This is a genomic window from Spongiibacter pelagi, assembly GCF_014705705.1.
GTDB lineage: Bacteria > Pseudomonadota > Gammaproteobacteria > Pseudomonadales > Spongiibacteraceae > Spongiibacter > Spongiibacter pelagi.
Window position 1 is genome coordinate 1 of sequence record NZ_JACXLD010000003.1, and the last position, 17,151, is coordinate 17,151.

Here is a 17,151-nt window from a genome sequence, read left to right on the forward strand (position 1 = left end):
CTGGAGGGAGAAAGTTACCGGAAACAGCAGCACATGGAAAAGGCGAAAAGCCAGTAGAAAACTGAACCACCCAACCGGCCATCATAGTTGTCGCCGACCGGACAAGATAGTTGACGCTAAACAGATCTGGACGCATCAGACCGTCTTCCCCACGCACGTGGGGGTGTTTCCTTAGTCCAATGGAAATCTACCGATGCTGATGTGTCTTCCCCACGCACGTGGGGGTGTTTCTCCATTGTTCACCTCATGCCTCGTGGTTATTCAGTCTTCCCCACGCACGTGGGGGTGTTTCTTTGATCCATGGCTTTAGGGCCAAGTACCAGTTGTCTTCCCCACGCACGTGGGGGTGTTTCTTGAAAAAACAAAAACCGCCGCACTACCTACCAGAACGGTTTCTTCCTGAGGGCGACCCGCCCGAATGTAGTGGAAATTGCTAGTGTGGTTAGGAGTTAAGCTAGAAATAGGTTTGAATAATAACATATACGTTATTATAATTGGCGAAAAAGGGACGTAATTTGGTGGCAATACCTGTAGTAGAGCGGAAAGCTCAAGAGTACAAGGCCCAGGATGGCAGTGCACCGTTTCGGGACTGGCTGATCGACCTTAAGGATGCTAGAGCAAGGGTCAAAGTCACTAAGGCGGTGACACAAATGGAGGCCGGTAACTTCGGTGATCATAAGCCGATTACCGATGGTAATGGCTTGCAGGAGCGCCGAATTGATTATGGTCCTGGATATCGGATTTATTACATTACCGACGGTGACGAGCTGATCATCTTGTTTGCAGGTAGCGATAAGTCGGATCAGCAAGTAGCCATTGATGCGGCCAAGGAGTATTTGACGGACTATAAGTCTAGAAAAACGAAGGTGGCCCCCCAGCATACGAAAGGCGGGCAGCCTCCCTCTAAAAAGCGAAAGCGTAAAGGTAAAAAGTGAGGTAACAGTCGATGGCTTTGACTCGTGAATTTAAAGATACAGTTATGGAACTATGTAAAGACCCCGAGTACCGCAAGGGGTTACTGCTGGAAGCGCTAGAGTCTTATCTTGAAGGCGACATCGTCGTCGGCAATTCTCTGTTACGTGATTATCTCAATGGTACTCAAGCTTTTGGTGAAGTAGCAAAAGATCTACAAATCAAGGAATCTGGTTTACGTCGTATGGTCAGCGCAAATGGCAATGCCACAGCTAAAAACCTGTTCCGCATTTTTAAAATCTGTCAGGATCGAGAAGGTATTCACTCTGCAGATGAGTTTCTAGGCCATGTGGCTTAATGTATAAATACTGCTTCTTCGTAACTCAAGAAGGTTGTGGTTGCAAGAATACTTAGAAATGCAAGGAAGATGGTGGGCCTGCTCGGACTTGAACCGAGGACCTAACGATTATGAGTCGTGTGCTCTAACCAACTGAGCTACAGGCCCTTTGGCGGGGTGGTGCCCGCGAAAGAGGCGGAATTATAAGCATGGCTTACGTTAATTGCCAGTTTTGAGGCGGGCTGTTTGCGTGGCAGCCCCAAGCCAGTGGTGGTATGTTGTATAACATCTACCCTGTTTCCGTGAGAGTCTGTTTTGAGCCGGAATCCCCGTCATCAACGCGCTTTTTTAAACGACCGTTTGCAATCTCTCAATGCGCCTATTCAATTGCTGGCTTTGCAGTTGCATAGCTTGGCGGCGCTTCCTGTTTTCCAAAATAGTCCTGAGCTAACGGCTGATCTCGAAAAAATCCACGATGCGGTAGCGCTGACTCAGTCGGCGTTACTGGCGTTTGATGTGGAGGCGTTGGATGCCGGTGAGTTGGCACGTTTGCGGCATGATTTGCGCAATCATATTGGGATTGTGGATGGTTATAGCGAAATTCTGGCGGAGGATTGTGGAGACGACGAGTTAGCGGAGTCGCTGTTTAAGTTGCGTCAGCAGTCGCGAGTTTTTCAGGAGCAGTTAGAGGGTTTGGTACTGCCGGATGGCGCCTCTTCTTCCTCTTCTGACCCCATTGCCAAGATGTTTAAAAGCTTTAAGCGTGGTTTAAGTCGCGAGCTTGGCGCGGTGGAGCCGTCATTAATTTTGGTGGTTGACGATAATCCCAGTAGCCGGGAGTTGCTTGCCCAGCAGTTGCAGCGTAAGGGTTATACGGTGCTGGAGGCTGAGGGCGGTCGCTCGGGGCTTGAGACGATGCGTCGGGTTTTGCCGGATCTGGTTTTGCTCGATTTGGTTATGCCGGATATGAACGGTTATGACGTGTTGAAGGTGATTCGTGAAGACGAGGATCTTCGCCGTATTCCGGTGGTGATGGTCAGTGGCGTTCAGGATGAAGAAGGTGCGATGCATTGTATTGATGCTGGCGCTAATGATTATTTGATTAAACCTGTGAATGCCACTTTATTAAATGCGCGGTTGTCGGCATTGCTGGAGCGCAAACGTTGGCAGGATAAAGAGCAGGAGTATCTTGCGGAGTTAGAGCGCAGTCAGAAATTTATTCGGCAGGTGTTTGGGCGTTATCTTTCTGACGAGATTGTGGAGCGCTTGCTGGATGAGCAGGACGGTTTGAAGCTGGGCGGGCAGCGGCGTGTGGTGACGGTGTTGATGGCCGATATCCGCGACTTTTCCACAATAAGTTTGCAGTTAGAGCCGGAAGCCTGTGTAGCGTTGCTGAATAATTACCTGGGGGTGATGGCCGAGGTGATTCAGCATTATCGTGGTACGGTTGATGAGTTGATGGGCGATGGCATTCTTGCCATTTTTGGTGCCCCGGTTAATGAAGCTGATGATTGTGATCGCGCTTTGGCGTGCGCGGTAGCAATGCAAAATGCCATGGCTGAAGTGAATCGGCGCAATTTGGCGGAGGGTTTACCGGCGCTGAAAATGGGCATTGGCTTGAACACCGGTGAAGTGGTGGCCGGTAATATTGGTTCAGAGCTTCGCAGTAAATACGGGGTGGTGGGGCACAATGTAAACCTCGCCGCACGGATTGAGTCATGTACGGTGGGCGGCCAAATATTGGTTTCTCCGCGCACCTTGTCTGATGCCAAGGTCGAGGTGGTACGCGGGCGCTCGATGCGGGTGGCGGTGAAAGGCGTTGAGGAAGAGCTTTTACTGCAGGAAGTATTGGGCGTGGGGTTGCCCTACGATTTACTGCTTGAGCAGCCGCAGCTTGAACTTCGGCCATTAAGTGCGCCGCTCTCGCTTTGGATTACCTTATTAAATGGTAAGCAGTTTGATGAAAGTCAGGCGCTGCAATTAGAAGCCCATGCGGTTCTTGGTGAGGGTTTAGTTGTGTCGGCGAGTAGTGCCATAAATAGCCCCATTAAGGTTCCCGCTGATGTGGCGATTAAAGGCTTGGTTGAGGCGCGCTGTTACGGCAAGTTAACGGCAGTGGATGCAGAGGCAGTATCCACACTGCCATCCGCCAATAAAAACCGCTATTTGCTAGTGCCATCGACCGTTGCCGATGTATTGCCGAATTTGAAATAAATAACAACAGGATGTGACATGGCCAGAATTCTGCTGGTTGAAGATAATGAAATGAATCGCGATATGCTCAGTCGTCGTTTGCAGCGGCGTGGCCATGAAATGCTGTTGGCGGTAAATGGGCAGGAAGGTGTCGATATTTGCTTGGCGGAATTACCTGACCTCATCTTGCTCGATATGAGTCTGCCGGTAAAAGATGGGTGGCAGGTGGCGGCAGAGTTAAAAGCGAACCCGAAAACGGCGTTATTGCCTATTATTGCCTTAACCGCCCATGCCATGGCCGATGATCGTCAGCGCGCCCTAGATGCGGGCTGTGATGACTACGACACCAAGCCCGTTGAGCTACCAAGATTGCTGGAAAAAATTGAATTCAATCTTCAGGCGGCGGCGAACAAATGAGCTTTACTCGCCGGCTTACCGCCTCCTTTCTTTTTATTTTATTTCTATCGCTAAGCAGTGTTCTGGTACAGCTATGGGGTAATGATGTTCGTCGTCGCAATGTGTGGCTGCTGCAAAACGTCATTAATATTCAAACCGACTCTAATGCCTTTAGTCAGCAATTACAGGAAACGCGGCGCAAGGTTCAAGTTGTAGAAGCCCTGCTGCAAACGGTTAGTGATTATCAACTTAAAAGCTCAGAGCAAAAAGAATTGCTCGATGCGATTCGCCATTTGCAACAGATGATGGTGGCGATTAATCGTGATTTGAATCGATTTATGGAGCCGGGAAAATTTACCGAGCTGCATGCCGAGGCGTTGTTAGCGGCGTGGGAGCGATTTATTCGTGAGCCGGGTATAGAGGTGCTTGGCAAGCAGCAGTCTTATCAATTTGAACTGGTGGATCAGCAGTTGTTGTCGATTTCGCTGGCGGTGCTTGAGCGCTCAGATGAGCTAAATGAGCGCCTTAAAGACATTGTTAAGTCGACCAATAAAGTGGCGCTGTTGGTGTTTTTGGCGGCGCTGATTGTCACCTTTTGGTTGGGCTGGAATATTGTTCGATATACCCGCAGGGCGATTCGGCGTTTACAGAATGGTACCACCGAGTGGGGTAAAGGCGATTTAGATCATCGTATTGAAATCACCTCTAACGATGAGTTTGCGCAGTTGGCGGGGTCATTTAATGAGATGGCCGACAATCTTAATGCGGCTATGAACCGGGTAAGAGATGCGGTACAGAAAGCGGATGCGGCCAACCAGGCAAAGAGCGGCTTTTTAGCCAATATGAGTCACGAGTTTCGCACGCCGATGAACGCCATTATCGGCTACGCAGAGATGGTGTTGGAAGAAATTGAAGACGATCCGGAATTGCCAGCGAAAGCGCTGCGCGGCGATGTGGAAAAAATTCAGCTAGCGGGCAAGCATTTATTAACTTTGATAAATGATGTTTTGGATATATCCAAAATTGAAGCGGGCCGCATGTCGGTATTTTGGGAAGATGTTGATTTAACACCCTTGCTAGCGAGTGTGGAATCTACCGCTCGGCCTCTGTTAGAGAAGAATGCTAACCGCTTTCGCTGTGATTTCAGGCTAGAGAAATCAGTAATACGCACGGATATGACTCGGCTTCGCCAGATTCTTCTTAACTTGCTGAGCAATGCGGCCAAGTTTACCCGTGAGGGTGAGGTGACTCTGCGAGTGTGGGAAGAGAATCAGGGCGCTGATCTGATGGTGCAGGTTTCTGACACGGGAATTGGTATGAGCCCCAAACAGGTGGAAAAGGTCTTTGATGCTTTTGTGCAGGCCGATCTTTCCACAACTAAAGAGTACGGTGGCTCAGGTTTGGGTTTGACTATTTCGCGAGAGTTTGCCGAGCTGATGGGCGGAAGTCTGAAAGCAGAGAGTACGCAGGGTAAAGGTTCGAGATTTACGCTGCGCTTGCCCACCGAAGGAGATCGCCGTCAGCTAGCCGATGACGACTCGGCTACTCAAATGACAGACGTCTGAGTTTTTCCAGCGCGGCTTGTAGAGCAATGACCTGCTGCTCTTTTTCTTGTAAGGCTAATTCAGAGCCGCGTTTCAACTGATCTGCTGAAACCACTTCTAAACTGCGTTCAACTGCAATTTTCAATGCCATAAACAACAGCGATTCTTGCTCAGAGTTAGGGTTGCGCTGAAAGTAGAGCTTGTCTAACTCTGTGGTGGCGCGGTCGATGCTGTAGCGGGTATTGGATTTGTCGAGATACAGCAGAATAAGCGCGGCGCGGGCTGTATTTTTAATGTTTTGCGCTGCACCGGTGCTATTGCTGAGCTGACTAAGGCTGCCTTCTGCGGCTAAATAATGCTGCTTATGCAGTTGTTGTAGCGCATTGCTCAATGCTTGCTCAGGATCGATATGCGCATTGCTGCCAGCGCTGCTGTGGGAGTCACTGTTAGCAAAATTAGGTGGCGTTGGGGCGGCCGGATTTTCTGGCTGAGAACTGCAGGCGGCGAGTGTAAAGCTGAAAATCGCGGTGGCGAGTACCGCCACCGGATAGTTGATTGGCTGAGTCGCCATGCTGCGACTTACTCGTCGAGGAAGCTGCGCAGGTGGTCTGAGCGCGTTGGGTGACGCAGTTTGCGCAGGGCTTTGGCTTCGATCTGACGAATACGCTCACGGGTAACGTCAAATTGTTTGCCGACTTCTTCCAGCGTGTGGTCGGTGTTCATGTCGATACCAAAACGCATACGCAGAACTTTGGCTTCTCTGGCGGTCAGGCCGGCCAAGACTTCACGAGTGGCTTCGCGCAGGCCTTCGCCGGTTGCGGAGTCAACGGGTGAAGCAATGGTATTGTCTTCAATGAAATCGCCCAGATGTGAATCTTCATCGTCGCCAATTGGCGTTTCCATGGAGATGGGTTCTTTGGCAATTTTCAATACCTTGCGAACTTTGTCTTCCGGCATTTCCATGCGCTCGCCCAGCTCTTCTGGCGTGGGTTCGCGACCCATCTCCTGCAGCATTTGGCGAGAGATACGATTGAGCTTGTTGATGGTCTCAATCATGTGTACTGGAATACGAATGGTGCGCGCTTGGTCGGCAATCGAACGGGTGATGGCCTGACGAATCCACCAGGTTGCATAGGTGGAGAACTTGTAGCCGCGACGGTATTCGAATTTATCTACCGCTTTCATCAGGCCGATATTGCCTTCCTGAATCAGGTCGAGGAACTGCAGGCCGCGGTTGGTGTATTTCTTGGCGATCGAAATAACCAGACGCAGGTTGGCTTCTACCATTTCTTTTTTGGCGCGACGGGCGCGAGCTTCGCCGATAGAAATACGGCGGTTGATTTCTTTAATATCAGAAATCGTCAGATCTTCGCGCTCTTCTATCTGGGTGATGCGGCCCTGAATTTTCAGAATGATGGGCTTGAGGTTAGCCAGTTCTGGATATTTTTCAGTGTGCTCGTCTACCCATGCCAGATTGGCTTCATTGCCTTGGAAGCTGCGGATAAATTCTTTGCGATCCATGCGGGCATTTTTCACCGCCATGATCATGATTTCTTTTTCCATGGCGCGAATCGAGCTCAGCGTGGTGCGAACGCGTTCGATCATGGGGTCAAACAGAGCGGGAGTCAGTTTGAAGAATTTAAACAGCTCGGCCAGATCAGCCAGTTCTTTGGCGGTCTGCTTGCTGTAGCGGCCATGCTTGGCAATGGCCTTATTCATTTTGTCAGCTTGCTTTTGCAGGTTGCCAAAACGGATTTTTGCTTCTTCTGGATCGGGGCCAGACGTGGTTTCTTCGTCGTCACCAGATTCCGCTGCTGCAGCGGCTTGCTGTTGCGGAGACGGTACGTCTTCAGCAGGGTCGAGATAGCCGCTGATAATATCGCCCAGACGACGCTCTTCACTGGCGACTTTGTCGTATTCGGCCAGAATGGAGTTGACGGTGTCGGGGTAGTAGGCCAGCGCGGCCATGACTTCGCGAATGCCTTCCTCAATGCGTTTGGCGATAACAATTTCGCCTTCGCGGGTCAGCAGTTCTACGGTGCCCATTTCGCGCATATACATACGCACGGGGTCGGTGGTGCGGCCGGTTTCAGTTTCTACGGCGGCCAGCGCAGCGGCCGCTTCAGCAGCGGCGATATCGTCGGAGGAATCGCCTCCGCTCATGATCAGGGTATCTTCGTCAGGTGCGTGTTCAAACACCTGAATACCCATGTCATTGATCATTTGAATAATTTCTTCAACCTGATCCGGATCAGAAATGTCCTCTGGAAGGTGATCGTTGACCTCGGAGTAGGTCAGGAACCCTTGCTCCTTGCCTTTGGCAATGAGTTGTTTGAGGCGTGATTGATGTCGGGCGTCGCTCATTATGTCACTGTGCTCGTCGGGTCGGGTTAAAAAATAGCCGCGAATTATACTGCACTAACCCCTGTTAGGACTAGTGCCAGTAATATGGGTTCCGTCTTTCAGTCAAAGAAAACCTAGTTCTTTTGGTCAGTTTTTGGCCGATGTTTTTCGTCCAGCATTTGCATCAATGCTTGTAGCTGGGATTTGGTCATCTCGTTCAGTTCAGCGTAGTTGCCAGTTTGGGATTTGTCGACTCCCTGTTCTGCTGGCGAAGAAGACTCTCGAATATCGCTGAGGGTTAGGTCGAGGCGCTGTTTTTGGCGCTGGCGCTGGAAATGATCCAAGGTTTCCTGAAAGGCGTTGCCGGCAATGTCGTCATTGAGTTTGTTGCCGAGTAGGGCAATGCTTTTCAGGGCTTCATTCAATACCGTGTACGCCGGTTGCCCGTACCAGTGGCCCAGCAGCATGGCGGTGCTGGATTCCGGGCGGCGATTCAGCAAAGTTAGGGCTTCGAGCAATAACGCTCCGCTTTGGGTCAGTGGTTGCGGCAGTTGGTCTTCGCGCAAATTGTTGTGCCGCTCGCGAACTTGTTGGGCGATATGGCTTGGTGAGTAGAGCAGCATGGCGAGTGCGAATAAGCAGGGATCGCGGCGATTGCTGGGCAGGCGGGCCAGCAAGGTCTCTGACTGGCTGCGGGGCGCTTTCCGCTCTGTTTTTGGTTCTTCTTGCTCGGCCTGAGCTGCTTCGATTTCCGCACTTTCGCGCAGGCGATCCAGTGCCTGTGCGCTGAGCCCGGTGCGCTGGGCCAATTTGTCGAACATCAGTTCGCGGAATACCCCGGCAGGCAATTTTTGCAGCAAGGGCATGGCCAGTTTGTTCAGTGTGGCGCGGCCTTCCAGTGATTCTGGATTGAGATGACCGCCTACCGCATCAAAGAAATAGGCTTCCAGCGGTTGGGCGTGATGAATCAGATTTTGAAAGGCGTTGCTGCCCTGTGCGCGAACCAGACTGTCTGGGTCTTCGCCGTCGGGCAAAAACAAAAAGCGCACACTGCGGCCATCTTCCATGGTCGGTAGGGCATTTTCTAAAGCGCGTTGGGCGGCGCGGCGTCCGGCTTCATCGCCATCAAAACAAAAAACAATTTCGCTGCAATACCGAAAGGCGGTGCGTAGGTGGTCGCTATTGCTGGCGGTGCCGAGGGTGGCAATGCCGTAGGGAATGCCGTGCTGGGCGAGGGCGACCACATCCATATAGCCTTCGGTAATCAGCAGGCGTTCTAGGTGTTTATTGTTCTGGCGTGCTTCAAACAGCCCGTAAAGCTCGCGGCCCTTGTGGAAAATATCGCTATCGGGTGAGTTAAGGTATTTGGGTTTTTCGTCGCCGAGTACCCGCCCACCAAAGGCAATCACCCGGCCTCGGGTGTCGCGGATGGGGAACATAATGCGGTCGCGGAAGCGGTCGTACAGCCGGCCATCGTCTTTGACAATCAGCATGCCGGAATCAATGAGCTGTTGCCGAGCTTCTTCGCTGGTGCCGAGTTGTTTGAGCAGATTATCCCAGCCGGGTGGGGCGTAGCCGATGCCAAAATCGCGGGCAATTTGGCCGCTTAAGCCACGGTTTTTCAGGTAGTCGACCGCGCGTTGCCCCTGTGGATGTTGGCGTAACTGGTCCTGAAAATATTTAGCCGTTTGCTCCATCAGGTCGTAGATGGTTTTGCGTCTGGCTTGGCGTTGCTGTTGTTGCGGGCTTAATTCTTCTCGCGGAACTTCAAGTCCGGCAAATTGGGCAAGGTTCTCGATCGCGGCGGGAAAGTCCAGCCGGTCGTAGTCCATCAAAAAGCTGACGGAGTTACCGCCGGCGCCACAGCCAAAGCAGTAATAGAATTGCTTGTCTTGGTTGACGCTGAAAGAGGGCGTTTTTTCGTCGTGGAAGGGGCAGCAGGCGGTGTAGTTGCGGCCCGACTTTTTAAGGGTGATCCGGCGACTGATAAGCTCAACGATATCGACCCGGCCTAGCAGGTCATCGATAAAGCTGTCGGGGATACGTCCTTTGGCCACGTGCGATTCCGCAATAAGAAGACAAAAAAGCCTATCAGGCTGTCAGGGTTGGATCAATCGCGGAATGGGAGGGGGTTAACCCAGTTGGGCTTTCAGCTTTTTGCTGACTTCACCCATGTCGGCGCGGCCTTGCAGCTGCGGCTTGAGAATGGCCATCACCTGCCCCATGGCTTTCATAGAGTCGGCGCCACTTTCGGTAATGGCGGCGGCGATCAAACTGTCGAGTTCGGCTTCAGTGAGCTGAGCGGGCAGAAATTCTTGGATTACGCCCATTTCAAAACGCTCTACGCTGGCCAGATCTTCGCGACCGGCACTCTCGAATTGGGTGATGGAGTCGCGGCGCTGCTTGCACATTTTGTCGAGCACGGCGATAACGCGTTCGTCATCAATGTCGATGCGCTCGTCTACTTCAATGCGTTTGATTTCGGCGAGAATCAGGCGAACGGCAGCCAAGCGTTCCTTTTCCTTGGCGCGCATTGCCGCTTTCATGGCCTCATTGATTTGTTTTTTCAGTTCGGACATGGGCTCGCAACCTCGGGGAATCGCTGGTTTACGTTCGGATATGAAGGGGCCGGAGGAAAATACCGGCGCCGGGGTAATGATTAGCCCCGGCGGTCAACGCGTCTATTCTCGAAGGAGATTAGTAGAGGCGTTGTTGTTTCTTCATTTCGCGAGAAACTTTTTTCGCGTGGCGCTTAACAGCAGCAGCGGCTTGACGCTTGCGAACAGAAGTCGGCTTTTCATAGAACTCACGGCGGCGAACTTCCGCGAGGATACCGGCTTTTTCGCATGAGCGCTTGAAGCGACGCAGAGCAATGTCAAACGGCTCGTTTTCTTTAATTTTTACTGCAGGCATTTGCTAAACCTTTGTCAGTTTCCAGTTACAGGTGTTTTATGGCCATCTCTTGTGGCCGGTTGGTACCACATTTCGCCGTGGTACTCCAAGGGCGCAGAATTCTATACTCTGACTGTATAAAAAGCAAAGTAAAATCGACCCGATTACTGAGAAACTCGCCTTGCTTGTGGATGCCCGGGCGCGAAGTCAGTAAGATGCGGCCTTTTCACGGTGCGGGCCGGCCATTTGGGCGACGGAGTATAGCAGCACTGCGCGCGGCGATCTGGAGTTAAGTAGTGAAAGTATTGGGTTTGGAATCCTCCTGTGATGAAACCGGGGTGGCCATTTACGACAGCGAGCACGGCTTGCTGGCCGATGCTCTTTACAGTCAGATTGGTTTGCACAGTGAATTTGGCGGTGTGGTGCCTGAGCTGGCCTCGCGCGATCACGTGCGCAAACTGTTGCCCTTGGTGAATGAGGTTTTCGAAAAAGCCGGGATTACCGGCGCGGATCTTGATGGCGTTGCCTTTACCAGCGGGCCGGGCTTGGCTGGTGCCCTGATGGTTGGCGCCTGTGCCGGGCGGGCTATGGCTTATGCCTGGGGCGTTCCTGCCATTGGTGTTCACCATATGGAAGGCCATTTGCTGGCGCCTATGCTGGAAGAAACCCCACCGGCCTTTCCTTTTATTGCCTTGTTGGTGTCTGGCGGTCATACGCAGTTGGTGAGAGTGGATGGCGTGGGCCAATATGCGATTCTTGGTGAGTCGCTGGATGACGCCGCCGGTGAGGCATTTGATAAGGCGGCCAAAATGTTGGAGTTGCCGTATCCGGGTGGGCCGCAGTTGGCGAAATTGGCCGAATCCGGCGATCTGTCGCGCTTTACCTTTCCGCGTCCGATGGTGAATCGTCCCGGACTGGATTTCAGTTTTAGTGGTTTGAAAACCTTCACCTTGAATACGATTGCCGATTGTCGCGGCGAGGGTGAATTGAGCGCTGTAGATCGCGCTGATATTGCGGCGGCATTTCAGGAGGCGGTGGTCGATACCTTGTCGATTAAATGCCTACGCGCGCTCAAGCAAGAAGGTTTAACGCGTTTGGTTATGGCCGGTGGCGTAAGTGCCAATCGGGTATTGCGAGCGCGGCTTGCGGAAAAGCTGTCTGCAATGGGAGGCGAGGTGTATTACCCGCGTCCTGAATACTGCACCGATAATGGCGCAATGATCGCCTACGCGGGATTTTGCCGGCTGCAAGCTGGGCAGCAGGATGAGTTGGGTATTGCCGTGCGGCCGCGTTGGCCCATGGATCAATTGCCCGCTTTAGCTTAAACGGAGTTGAGCTGAATTTAAGGAAGCCGGACCGTGGATATTGTCTTTATTGAAGCCCTGAAAATTGACACCCTGATTGGTATTCATCCTTGGGAGCGTGAGCAGCGCCAGCCGGTTTTGCTTGATTTGGATATGGCTTGGGATAATCGCCCCGCTGCGCAAAGCGATGATATTGCCAAGACCCTCAACTATCAGGCGGTATCTGAGCGCTTATTGGAATTTGTTGGCGCTAGTGAATTTTTGTTGGTGGAAACCTTGGCTGAGCAGTGCGCGGAGTTAGTCATGCGCGAGTTTGGGGTGAGCTGGTTGAGATTGAAACTGCGTAAGCCACAGGCGATTGCGGAAGCGGCGGCGGTTGGTGTGGAAATTCAACGAGGTCGACGCCCTGAATGACTGAGGTTTTTGTCGGGCTGGGCAGTAATATCCACCGTTATCATCATATTGCTTCGGCGCTGGACGCCCTTCAGGCACGGTTTTCCTCACTGCGAATCTCGCCGGTTTACGAGGCCGAGGCGGTGGGTTTTGTCGGCGATCCTTTCCTGAATTTAGTCGTGGGTTTTGACTGCGAGCTGACGCCTGCTGAATTGCTGGTATTTCTTCGCCAGTTGGAGTTGCAGCATGGCCGGGCTGCCAATGCGGTGAAATTCAGCGCCCGAACCTTGGATATCGATATTCTTCTATTCGGTGATTGCTGTGGTGAGCAGCTTGAAGGCGTTAGCTTGCCGGCGAATTTGAACCTGCCTTCGTTGGTGTTGCCCCGCGCTGAAATTCTTGAAAATGCCTATGTATTAAAGCCCTTGGTCGATTTGGCGGCGGAGCAGTGTCACCCGCAGAGTGGCCGACGTTTTGCTGACCATTGGCAGGAAATGTTATTGGCGTCGCCTCTTTGCGCGGACCAGCTTTATCCCGTGGATTTTCGCTGGCAGGGCGCGTTAATCAGTCGAGCTTAAGCGGGCTTGCCTAGCAGTTCGCTCAGCGCATCAAGCCGCTTTTGGCGTAGAGCCTTGCCCAGTGCGGGGCCTTTTAAACCTTCCGCGATCAGCGTTTCTGCTCTGATATTTCCAAGGCTCTGAGCGGCGCGCTCCAGCACACTGACTTCAATACCTGCTGCTGGGCTTGTTCCAAAATAAGGGTTTAGGGTTTTAGCCAGTTGCACAAAATCGCTAACGCGCTGCGGGCGGCGTAAATAGTCCAGCTTTTCCAATAAGGCCATTACGGTTTCGGCCGAGTTGAGCGGCGTGAGGGGCAATAGTTGCACGCCAAGTAGAGCTAAATCCTGTGCGGCATTGGTGGCTTTTAGCTGCTCGCAAAGCGCTTCGCACTGCTCGCTGTTCAGTGCTGAACACGTTATTGCAAAGCGTAATTCATTGCTGCCGCCGAATTTTGCGGCCGCATCAACTATCGCCAACAAATCTTCCGTTAATGCTGCTGACCATGCGGGATAGAGTGCGTTCAGTGCGCCGCAATCTTGCAGCACCTTAAAAAATACCGAGGGTGTGTTTGTCGCCAAGCCTTTATTGATTTCTACCCAAAGCCGCTCCGGGGTGATGGTGGCGAGTTCTCCCGCCTGACTCATATCGTGCATCAGGCGCTGTGTTTCTGGCGCGAGAGTAAAACCGAGATGGGCGTAGCGCGCAGCAAAACGGGCAACTCTTAGCACTCGTAGAGGGTCTTCATTAAATGCGGGAGAGACATGACGCAGTAAGCGTTGTTCAAGATCACGCTGACCGCCATAGGGATCAATCAACTGGGCGTTGTCGTCCATCGCCATGGCGTTGATGGTGAGGTCTCGGCGTTGCAGGTCTTCTTCCAGCGTTACCTCGGGGCCAAAGTCGCAGATAAAACCGTGATAGCCACTGCCCGCTTTTTTCTCGGTGCGCGCCAGTGCGTATTCTTCTTTGCTGCTGGGATGAAGAAAAACCGGAAAGTCTTTGCCGACTTGTTGGTAACCCTGCTTTAGCAAGTCATCTGGGGTTGCGCCGACCACGACCCAGTCGCGTTCGTGAAACGGGTAGTTAAGAAGTTGGTCGCGGACGGCACCGCCAACAAGGTAGACCTGCATACTGATTTCGCTGGAATGTTTTTTTGCAGTATACCCGAGGCTTGGGCAAATTTATGGTTTGCTGCAGTCGCAGTGGTGAAGCTCGCGGGTATCGAGATTGAGCAGGGTCATGCAGCGCCCCCACACACAGCCGCTGTCGAGGGCAATAATGTCGTCGCGCCCGGTCTGGCATTCCAGTGCCGCCCAGTGACCAAACAGCAGGGTTTCCTTTCGTGCGCTGGTCGCTTGCCATTCAAACCACGGCCGGTAGCCGGCGGGAATGTCTGCGGCGATGCCTTTGAATTTCAGCTCCAGGGTGCCGTCTTGTTGGCAGGCGCGCATGCGGGTGAAGTAATTGGTGATGGCGCGCAGGCGATCGACCCCGTGCAGATCGTCGGACCAGCACAGCGGGGTATTGCCGTACATTTCCAGAAAGAAGGCTTCCGCCTTATCGCTCTGTAAAACGGCTTCCAATTCGGCGGCCAGTGAGAGCGCTTGCTCGCTGCTCCAAATGGCGGGAATTCCCGCGTGACTCATTAGGTAATCGCCGCTGGGGTCGCGGTAAGCGAGCCGCTGCTGTTGCAGCCAATTCATTAATTCGAGGCAGTCGGGCGCGTTTAGTAGGGCTTCCAGTGTGGGGTGGCGGCCACGGTCGGTATAACCTTTTGCCAAGGCGATAACATGGAGGTCGTGGTTGCCGAGGGTAATACGCAGACTGTCGCGAATACTGTGCAGAAAGCGCAGGGTTTCCAGCGAGTCCGGCCCGCGATTGACCAAATCACCCACTAGCCAGAGTTGGTCATTGGCGGGATCAAAAGCAATTTGATCCAGTAATTGCCGCAGGGGTTGATAGCAGCCCTGCAAATCGCCAATCGCGTAGCGCGCCATTTACGTTGCCGCCCTTAGTGCAGCGCCGAGGGCTGCGCCAGCGAAAACACTTTAATAGGCGCAATAAATGGGCGGCCTGAGGCGGTGATCATTTCGTAACTGCCTTCCATAGTGCCAACCGGGGTGTTGATCACGGCGCCCGAGGTGTAGTTAAACGCTTTGCCGGGCTCGATCAGGGGTTGCTTGCCGATAACGCCATCGCCGTGCACTTCCTGCACTTTATTGTCGCCGTCGGTGATGATCCAGTGGCGGGTCAGCAGGCGTACCGCTTCTTCGCCTTCATTGGCAATATTAATGGTGTAAGCGAAGGCAAAACGGCTTTCGCCGGGATTGGATTGCTCCGGCAGGTATTGGGTTTTAACGACTATTTTGACGCTTTTCGATTCGGATATCATTTTCGCAATTCTGTTGGTGTTTCTAATGAGTGGTATTGTTAGTTTGCTTCGTCGATTGGATTGTTGGCGACCACTTGGGTAATTGCAACGAAGTCGGCAAGGCTCAGTTTTTCCGGGCGCTCGCCGGGATTAATGCCGATGGCTTCCAATTGTTCTGCACTGATCAGCGGCTTTAAATTATTGCGCAGAGTTTTGCGGCGCTGATTGAAGGCTTCACGCAAGACCCTTTGCAAGAGCTCTACATCGTCAACCGGATGCGGTAGTTCTTTATGGGGCACCAGCCGAACAATGGCCGATTGTACCTTGGGTCGCGGGGTAAAGGCTTCCGGCGGAACGTCGAACAGGGATTCTACCCGGCAGTAATATTGCGCCATGATACCTAAGCGGCCCCAGGCCTTGCTGCCGGGGTCGGCGGCGAGGCGATCCACCACTTCTTTCTGTAGCATAAAGTGCATATCGCTGATGAGTTCATGCTGGGACAGCAGGTGAAAAATCAGAGGCGTGGAAATATTGTAGGGCAGATTACCCACCACTCGCAGCGGCTTGTCTTTGGCGATCTCAGAGAAATCAAAGCGCAGCGCATCGCCCTGATGCAAATGAAAATTTGGCAGTGCGCCAAATTTGCCTTGCAGAATCGGGACGAGATCGCGGTCGAGTTCAATAACATCCAATTGGCAGCCAGAGCGCAGAATTTCTTCGGTAATGGCGCCTTGGCCGGGGCCAATTTCAAGTAGGTGCTCATGCTCGCCGGGGCGGATGCTACGCACAATCCGATTGATGATGCCGTGATCTTGCAGAAAGTTCTGACCAAATCGTTTTCTTGCCCGGTGTTCGGTCATGGTGTCTTTCCTTTTTGCTTTTCAGGCTCTTGATGTTCAGGCTTTTGATGCACAGTAAAGCGATGCCGACTCATGGAAATAGCGAGGTGCAGGGCTTCGGCGAAGCTGCCGCAGTCGGCGCTGCCTTTGCCGGCCAAATCCAGCGCCGTGCCGTGATCCACAGAGGTGCGGATAATCGGTAGCCCTAGGGTGATATTTACTGCCCGGCCAAAGCTTTGATATTTCAGTACCGGCAGTCCTTGGTCGTGATACATGGCCAGTACCGCATCGCTTTGATCGAGATATTTCGCCTGAAATGCGGTGTCGGCGGGCAATGGCCCTTGTAGCTGCCAGCCGCGTTGGCGCAGTGTGGCGAGGCAGGGTTCTATTACGTCGATTTCTTCGCGCCCCATATGGCCGCCTTCGCCGGCGTGGGGATTGAGCCCCAGCACCATAATGCGGGGATTCTCGCAGCCAAAGTCTTGCTGTAGTGCGCTGTGTAGAATTTCGGTAACCCGTGTTAATTCGGTGGCGGTAATGGTGGCGGAGACTTTGTTCAATGGTAAGTGCGTGGTGACCAGCGCCACGCGCAGTTCTGTGCTGGCCAGCATCATCACCACTTTGTCGACCTTGCAGCGCTGCTGAAAAAATTCGGTGTGGCCACTAAAGGGAATGCCGGCATCATTAATAATGGATTTTTGCACTGGGCCAGTCACCAGTGCGTGACAGTCGCCGCGCAAATTGGCGTCGCAGGCCTCGGCGAGGGTGTTCACCACATAAGCCGCGTTGCGAACATCAAGCTCGCCGGGTTTGCTGGCATGTGCCATTTCAATAGGCTGAACACTGAGGTTGCTGGCTTGGTGGGCTCTCGGTGCCAAGGGGTTAAAGCTGTGCAGGGTGATGGGAGTATTAATCGCGGCCGCGCGCTGTTTTAACAGTTGCGGGTCGGCAAAGGCAACCAGCTCGGCGTCCCAGTGTTGTTGGGCGAGCTGGATTAACAGTTCCGGTCCTATGCCGGCAGGTTCGCCGGGGGTGATGGCGAGACGGGGTAGCATGATGTCGGGCCT

At 52.9% G+C, this 17,151-nt stretch carries 18 protein-coding genes and 1 tRNA gene; 8 read left to right on the forward strand and 11 right to left on the reverse strand.

Annotation, left to right across the window (positions count from 1 at the left end; translation table 11 throughout):
- Positions 1-518 precede the first annotated feature (518 nt).
- Together IB286_RS06225 and IB286_RS06230 are read left to right on the forward strand one after the other, a co-directional pair.
- The gene (locus IB286_RS06225; protein ID WP_317889714.1) at positions 519-935 is read left to right on the forward strand and encodes a type II toxin-antitoxin system RelE/ParE family toxin; all 417 of its coding nucleotides are present in this window, start codon (positions 519-521) and stop codon (positions 933-935) included.
- A gap of 44 nt (positions 936-979) precedes the next feature.
- Positions 980-1,270 (forward strand): hypothetical protein, encoded by a 291-nt coding sequence (locus IB286_RS06230; protein ID WP_223826181.1) that lies wholly within the window; start codon positions 980-982, stop codon positions 1,268-1,270.
- A gap of 70 nt (positions 1,271-1,340) precedes the next feature.
- Here the strand turns inward: IB286_RS06230 and IB286_RS06235 are convergent.
- Positions 1,341-1,417, reverse strand: a tRNA-Ile gene (locus IB286_RS06235).
- A gap of 147 nt (positions 1,418-1,564) precedes the next feature.
- Here IB286_RS06235 and IB286_RS06240 point away from each other — a divergent pair.
- From IB286_RS06240 to IB286_RS06250, 3 genes are read left to right on the forward strand one after another with little or no spacing between them, the layout of a single operon-like run.
- Positions 1,565-3,463: a response regulator gene (locus tag IB286_RS06240; protein WP_190763650.1), complete on the forward strand. Its 1,899-nt coding sequence runs from the start codon at positions 1,565-1,567 to the stop codon at positions 3,461-3,463.
- Positions 3,464-3,481: 18 nt separating this feature from the next.
- Entirely contained in the window at positions 3,482-3,859 is a 378-nt protein-coding gene (locus IB286_RS06245) for a response regulator (protein WP_190763652.1), read from the forward strand.
- Positions 3,856-5,403, forward strand: a complete 1,548-nt coding sequence (locus IB286_RS06250) for a sensor histidine kinase (protein WP_190763654.1) — start codon at positions 3,856-3,858, stop codon at positions 5,401-5,403. The genes IB286_RS06245 and IB286_RS06250 overlap by 4 nt, the downstream gene beginning before the upstream one ends.
- Here the strand turns inward: IB286_RS06250 and IB286_RS06255 are convergent.
- The 5 genes from IB286_RS06255 to rpsU all read right to left on the reverse strand — a co-directional run bounded on the left by IB286_RS06255 (position 5,381) and on the right by rpsU (position 10,638).
- Positions 5,381-5,953 carry a hypothetical protein gene (locus IB286_RS06255; RefSeq protein WP_190763656.1) on the reverse strand — a complete coding sequence of 191 codons (573 nt, stop codon included), beginning with the start codon at positions 5,951-5,953 and terminating at the stop codon, positions 5,381-5,383. The genes IB286_RS06250 and IB286_RS06255 overlap by 23 nt on opposite strands.
- Positions 5,954-5,961: 8 nt before the next feature.
- A complete protein-coding gene (gene rpoD / locus IB286_RS06260) occupies positions 5,962-7,746 on the reverse strand; it encodes an RNA polymerase sigma factor RpoD (RefSeq protein WP_190763658.1) in 1,785 nt (594 codons plus the stop codon).
- Between the two features lie 113 nt (positions 7,747-7,859).
- On the reverse strand, positions 7,860-9,782 hold the full coding sequence (gene dnaG, locus IB286_RS06265; protein WP_190763660.1) for a DNA primase: 1,923 nt from the start codon (positions 9,780-9,782) through the stop codon (positions 7,860-7,862).
- 75 nt (positions 9,783-9,857) lie between these two features.
- Positions 9,858-10,304, reverse strand: coding sequence for a GatB/YqeY domain-containing protein (locus tag IB286_RS06270; RefSeq protein ID WP_190763662.1), 447 nt, complete (start codon positions 10,302-10,304; stop codon positions 9,858-9,860).
- Between the two features lie 118 nt (positions 10,305-10,422).
- Positions 10,423-10,638, reverse strand: coding sequence for a 30S ribosomal protein S21 (rpsU, locus tag IB286_RS06275; protein ID WP_190763664.1), 216 nt, complete (start codon positions 10,636-10,638; stop codon positions 10,423-10,425).
- Positions 10,639-10,913: 275 nt separating this feature from the next.
- Here rpsU and tsaD point away from each other — a divergent pair, with 275 nt between their 5' ends.
- The 3 genes from tsaD to folK are packed head-to-tail and all read left to right on the forward strand — an operon-like array spanning position 10,914 to position 12,892.
- Positions 10,914-11,942 carry a tRNA (adenosine(37)-N6)-threonylcarbamoyltransferase complex transferase subunit TsaD gene (tsaD, locus tag IB286_RS06280; RefSeq protein WP_190763666.1) on the forward strand — a complete coding sequence of 343 codons (1,029 nt, stop codon included), beginning with the start codon at positions 10,914-10,916 and terminating at the stop codon, positions 11,940-11,942.
- Between the two features lie 33 nt (positions 11,943-11,975).
- Positions 11,976-12,335 (forward strand): dihydroneopterin aldolase, encoded by a 360-nt coding sequence (gene folB, locus IB286_RS06285; protein ID WP_190763668.1) that lies wholly within the window; start codon positions 11,976-11,978, stop codon positions 12,333-12,335.
- Entirely contained in the window at positions 12,332-12,892 is a 561-nt protein-coding gene (gene folK / locus IB286_RS06290) for a 2-amino-4-hydroxy-6-hydroxymethyldihydropteridine diphosphokinase (protein ID WP_190763670.1), read from the forward strand. Before folB ends, folK begins: the two co-directional genes overlap by 4 nt.
- Here folK and IB286_RS06295 read toward each other — a convergent pair.
- Genes IB286_RS06295 through pdxA form a run of 5 tightly spaced genes read right to left on the reverse strand, consistent with a single transcriptional unit; the run spans position 12,889 to position 17,139 of the window.
- On the reverse strand, positions 12,889-14,004 hold the full coding sequence (locus IB286_RS06295; protein ID WP_190763672.1) for a hypothetical protein: 1,116 nt from the start codon (positions 14,002-14,004) through the stop codon (positions 12,889-12,891). The two genes, folK and IB286_RS06295, sit on opposite strands and share 4 nt — an antisense overlap.
- A gap of 51 nt (positions 14,005-14,055) precedes the next feature.
- On the reverse strand, positions 14,056-14,871 hold the full coding sequence (locus tag IB286_RS06300) for a symmetrical bis(5'-nucleosyl)-tetraphosphatase (RefSeq protein ID WP_190763674.1): 816 nt from the start codon (positions 14,869-14,871) through the stop codon (positions 14,056-14,058).
- Positions 14,872-14,885: 14 nt separating this feature from the next.
- On the reverse strand, positions 14,886-15,266 hold the full coding sequence (gene apaG, locus IB286_RS06305) for a Co2+/Mg2+ efflux protein ApaG (protein WP_190763676.1): 381 nt from the start codon (positions 15,264-15,266) through the stop codon (positions 14,886-14,888).
- Between the two features lie 38 nt (positions 15,267-15,304).
- Positions 15,305-16,105, reverse strand: coding sequence for a 16S rRNA (adenine(1518)-N(6)/adenine(1519)-N(6))-dimethyltransferase RsmA (rsmA, locus tag IB286_RS06310; protein ID WP_190763678.1), 801 nt, complete (start codon positions 16,103-16,105; stop codon positions 15,305-15,307).
- Positions 16,102-17,139: a 4-hydroxythreonine-4-phosphate dehydrogenase PdxA gene (gene pdxA / locus IB286_RS06315; protein WP_190763680.1), complete on the reverse strand. Its 1,038-nt coding sequence runs from the start codon at positions 17,137-17,139 to the stop codon at positions 16,102-16,104. The genes rsmA and pdxA overlap by 4 nt, the downstream gene beginning before the upstream one ends.
- Positions 17,140-17,151: the final 12 nt, after the last annotated feature.

Excerpts from the sequence above, each read along its gene's own strand:
- IB286_RS06230 (WP_223826181.1), top strand. The coding sequence starts at position 980 with ATGGAACTATGTAAAGACCCCGAGTACCGCAAGGGGTTACTGCTGGAA.
- IB286_RS06245 (WP_190763652.1), top strand. The coding sequence starts at position 3,482 with ATGGCCAGAATTCTGCTGGTTGAAGATAATGAAATGAATCGCGATATG.
- IB286_RS06250 (WP_190763654.1), top strand. The coding sequence starts at position 3,856 with ATGAGCTTTACTCGCCGGCTTACCGCCTCCTTTCTTTTTATTTTATTT.
- IB286_RS06255 (WP_190763656.1), bottom strand. The coding sequence starts at position 5,953 with ATGGCGACTCAGCCAATCAACTATCCGGTGGCGGTACTCGCCACCGCG.
- rpoD (WP_190763658.1), bottom strand. The coding sequence starts at position 7,746 with ATGAGCGACGCCCGACATCAATCACGCCTCAAACAACTCATTGCCAAA.
- IB286_RS06270 (WP_190763662.1), bottom strand. The coding sequence starts at position 10,304 with ATGTCCGAACTGAAAAAACAAATCAATGAGGCCATGAAAGCGGCAATG.
- rpsU (WP_190763664.1), bottom strand. The coding sequence starts at position 10,638 with ATGCCTGCAGTAAAAATTAAAGAAAACGAGCCGTTTGACATTGCTCTG.
- folK (WP_190763670.1), top strand. The coding sequence starts at position 12,332 with ATGACTGAGGTTTTTGTCGGGCTGGGCAGTAATATCCACCGTTATCAT.
- IB286_RS06295 (WP_190763672.1), bottom strand. The coding sequence starts at position 14,004 with ATGCAGGTCTACCTTGTTGGCGGTGCCGTCCGCGACCAACTTCTTAAC.
- IB286_RS06300 (WP_190763674.1), bottom strand. The coding sequence starts at position 14,871 with ATGGCGCGCTACGCGATTGGCGATTTGCAGGGCTGCTATCAACCCCTG.
- apaG (WP_190763676.1), bottom strand. The coding sequence starts at position 15,266 with ATGATATCCGAATCGAAAAGCGTCAAAATAGTCGTTAAAACCCAATAC.
- rsmA (WP_190763678.1), bottom strand. The coding sequence starts at position 16,105 with ATGACCGAACACCGGGCAAGAAAACGATTTGGTCAGAACTTTCTGCAA.
- pdxA (WP_190763680.1), bottom strand. The coding sequence starts at position 17,139 with ATGCTACCCCGTCTCGCCATCACCCCCGGCGAACCTGCCGGCATAGGA.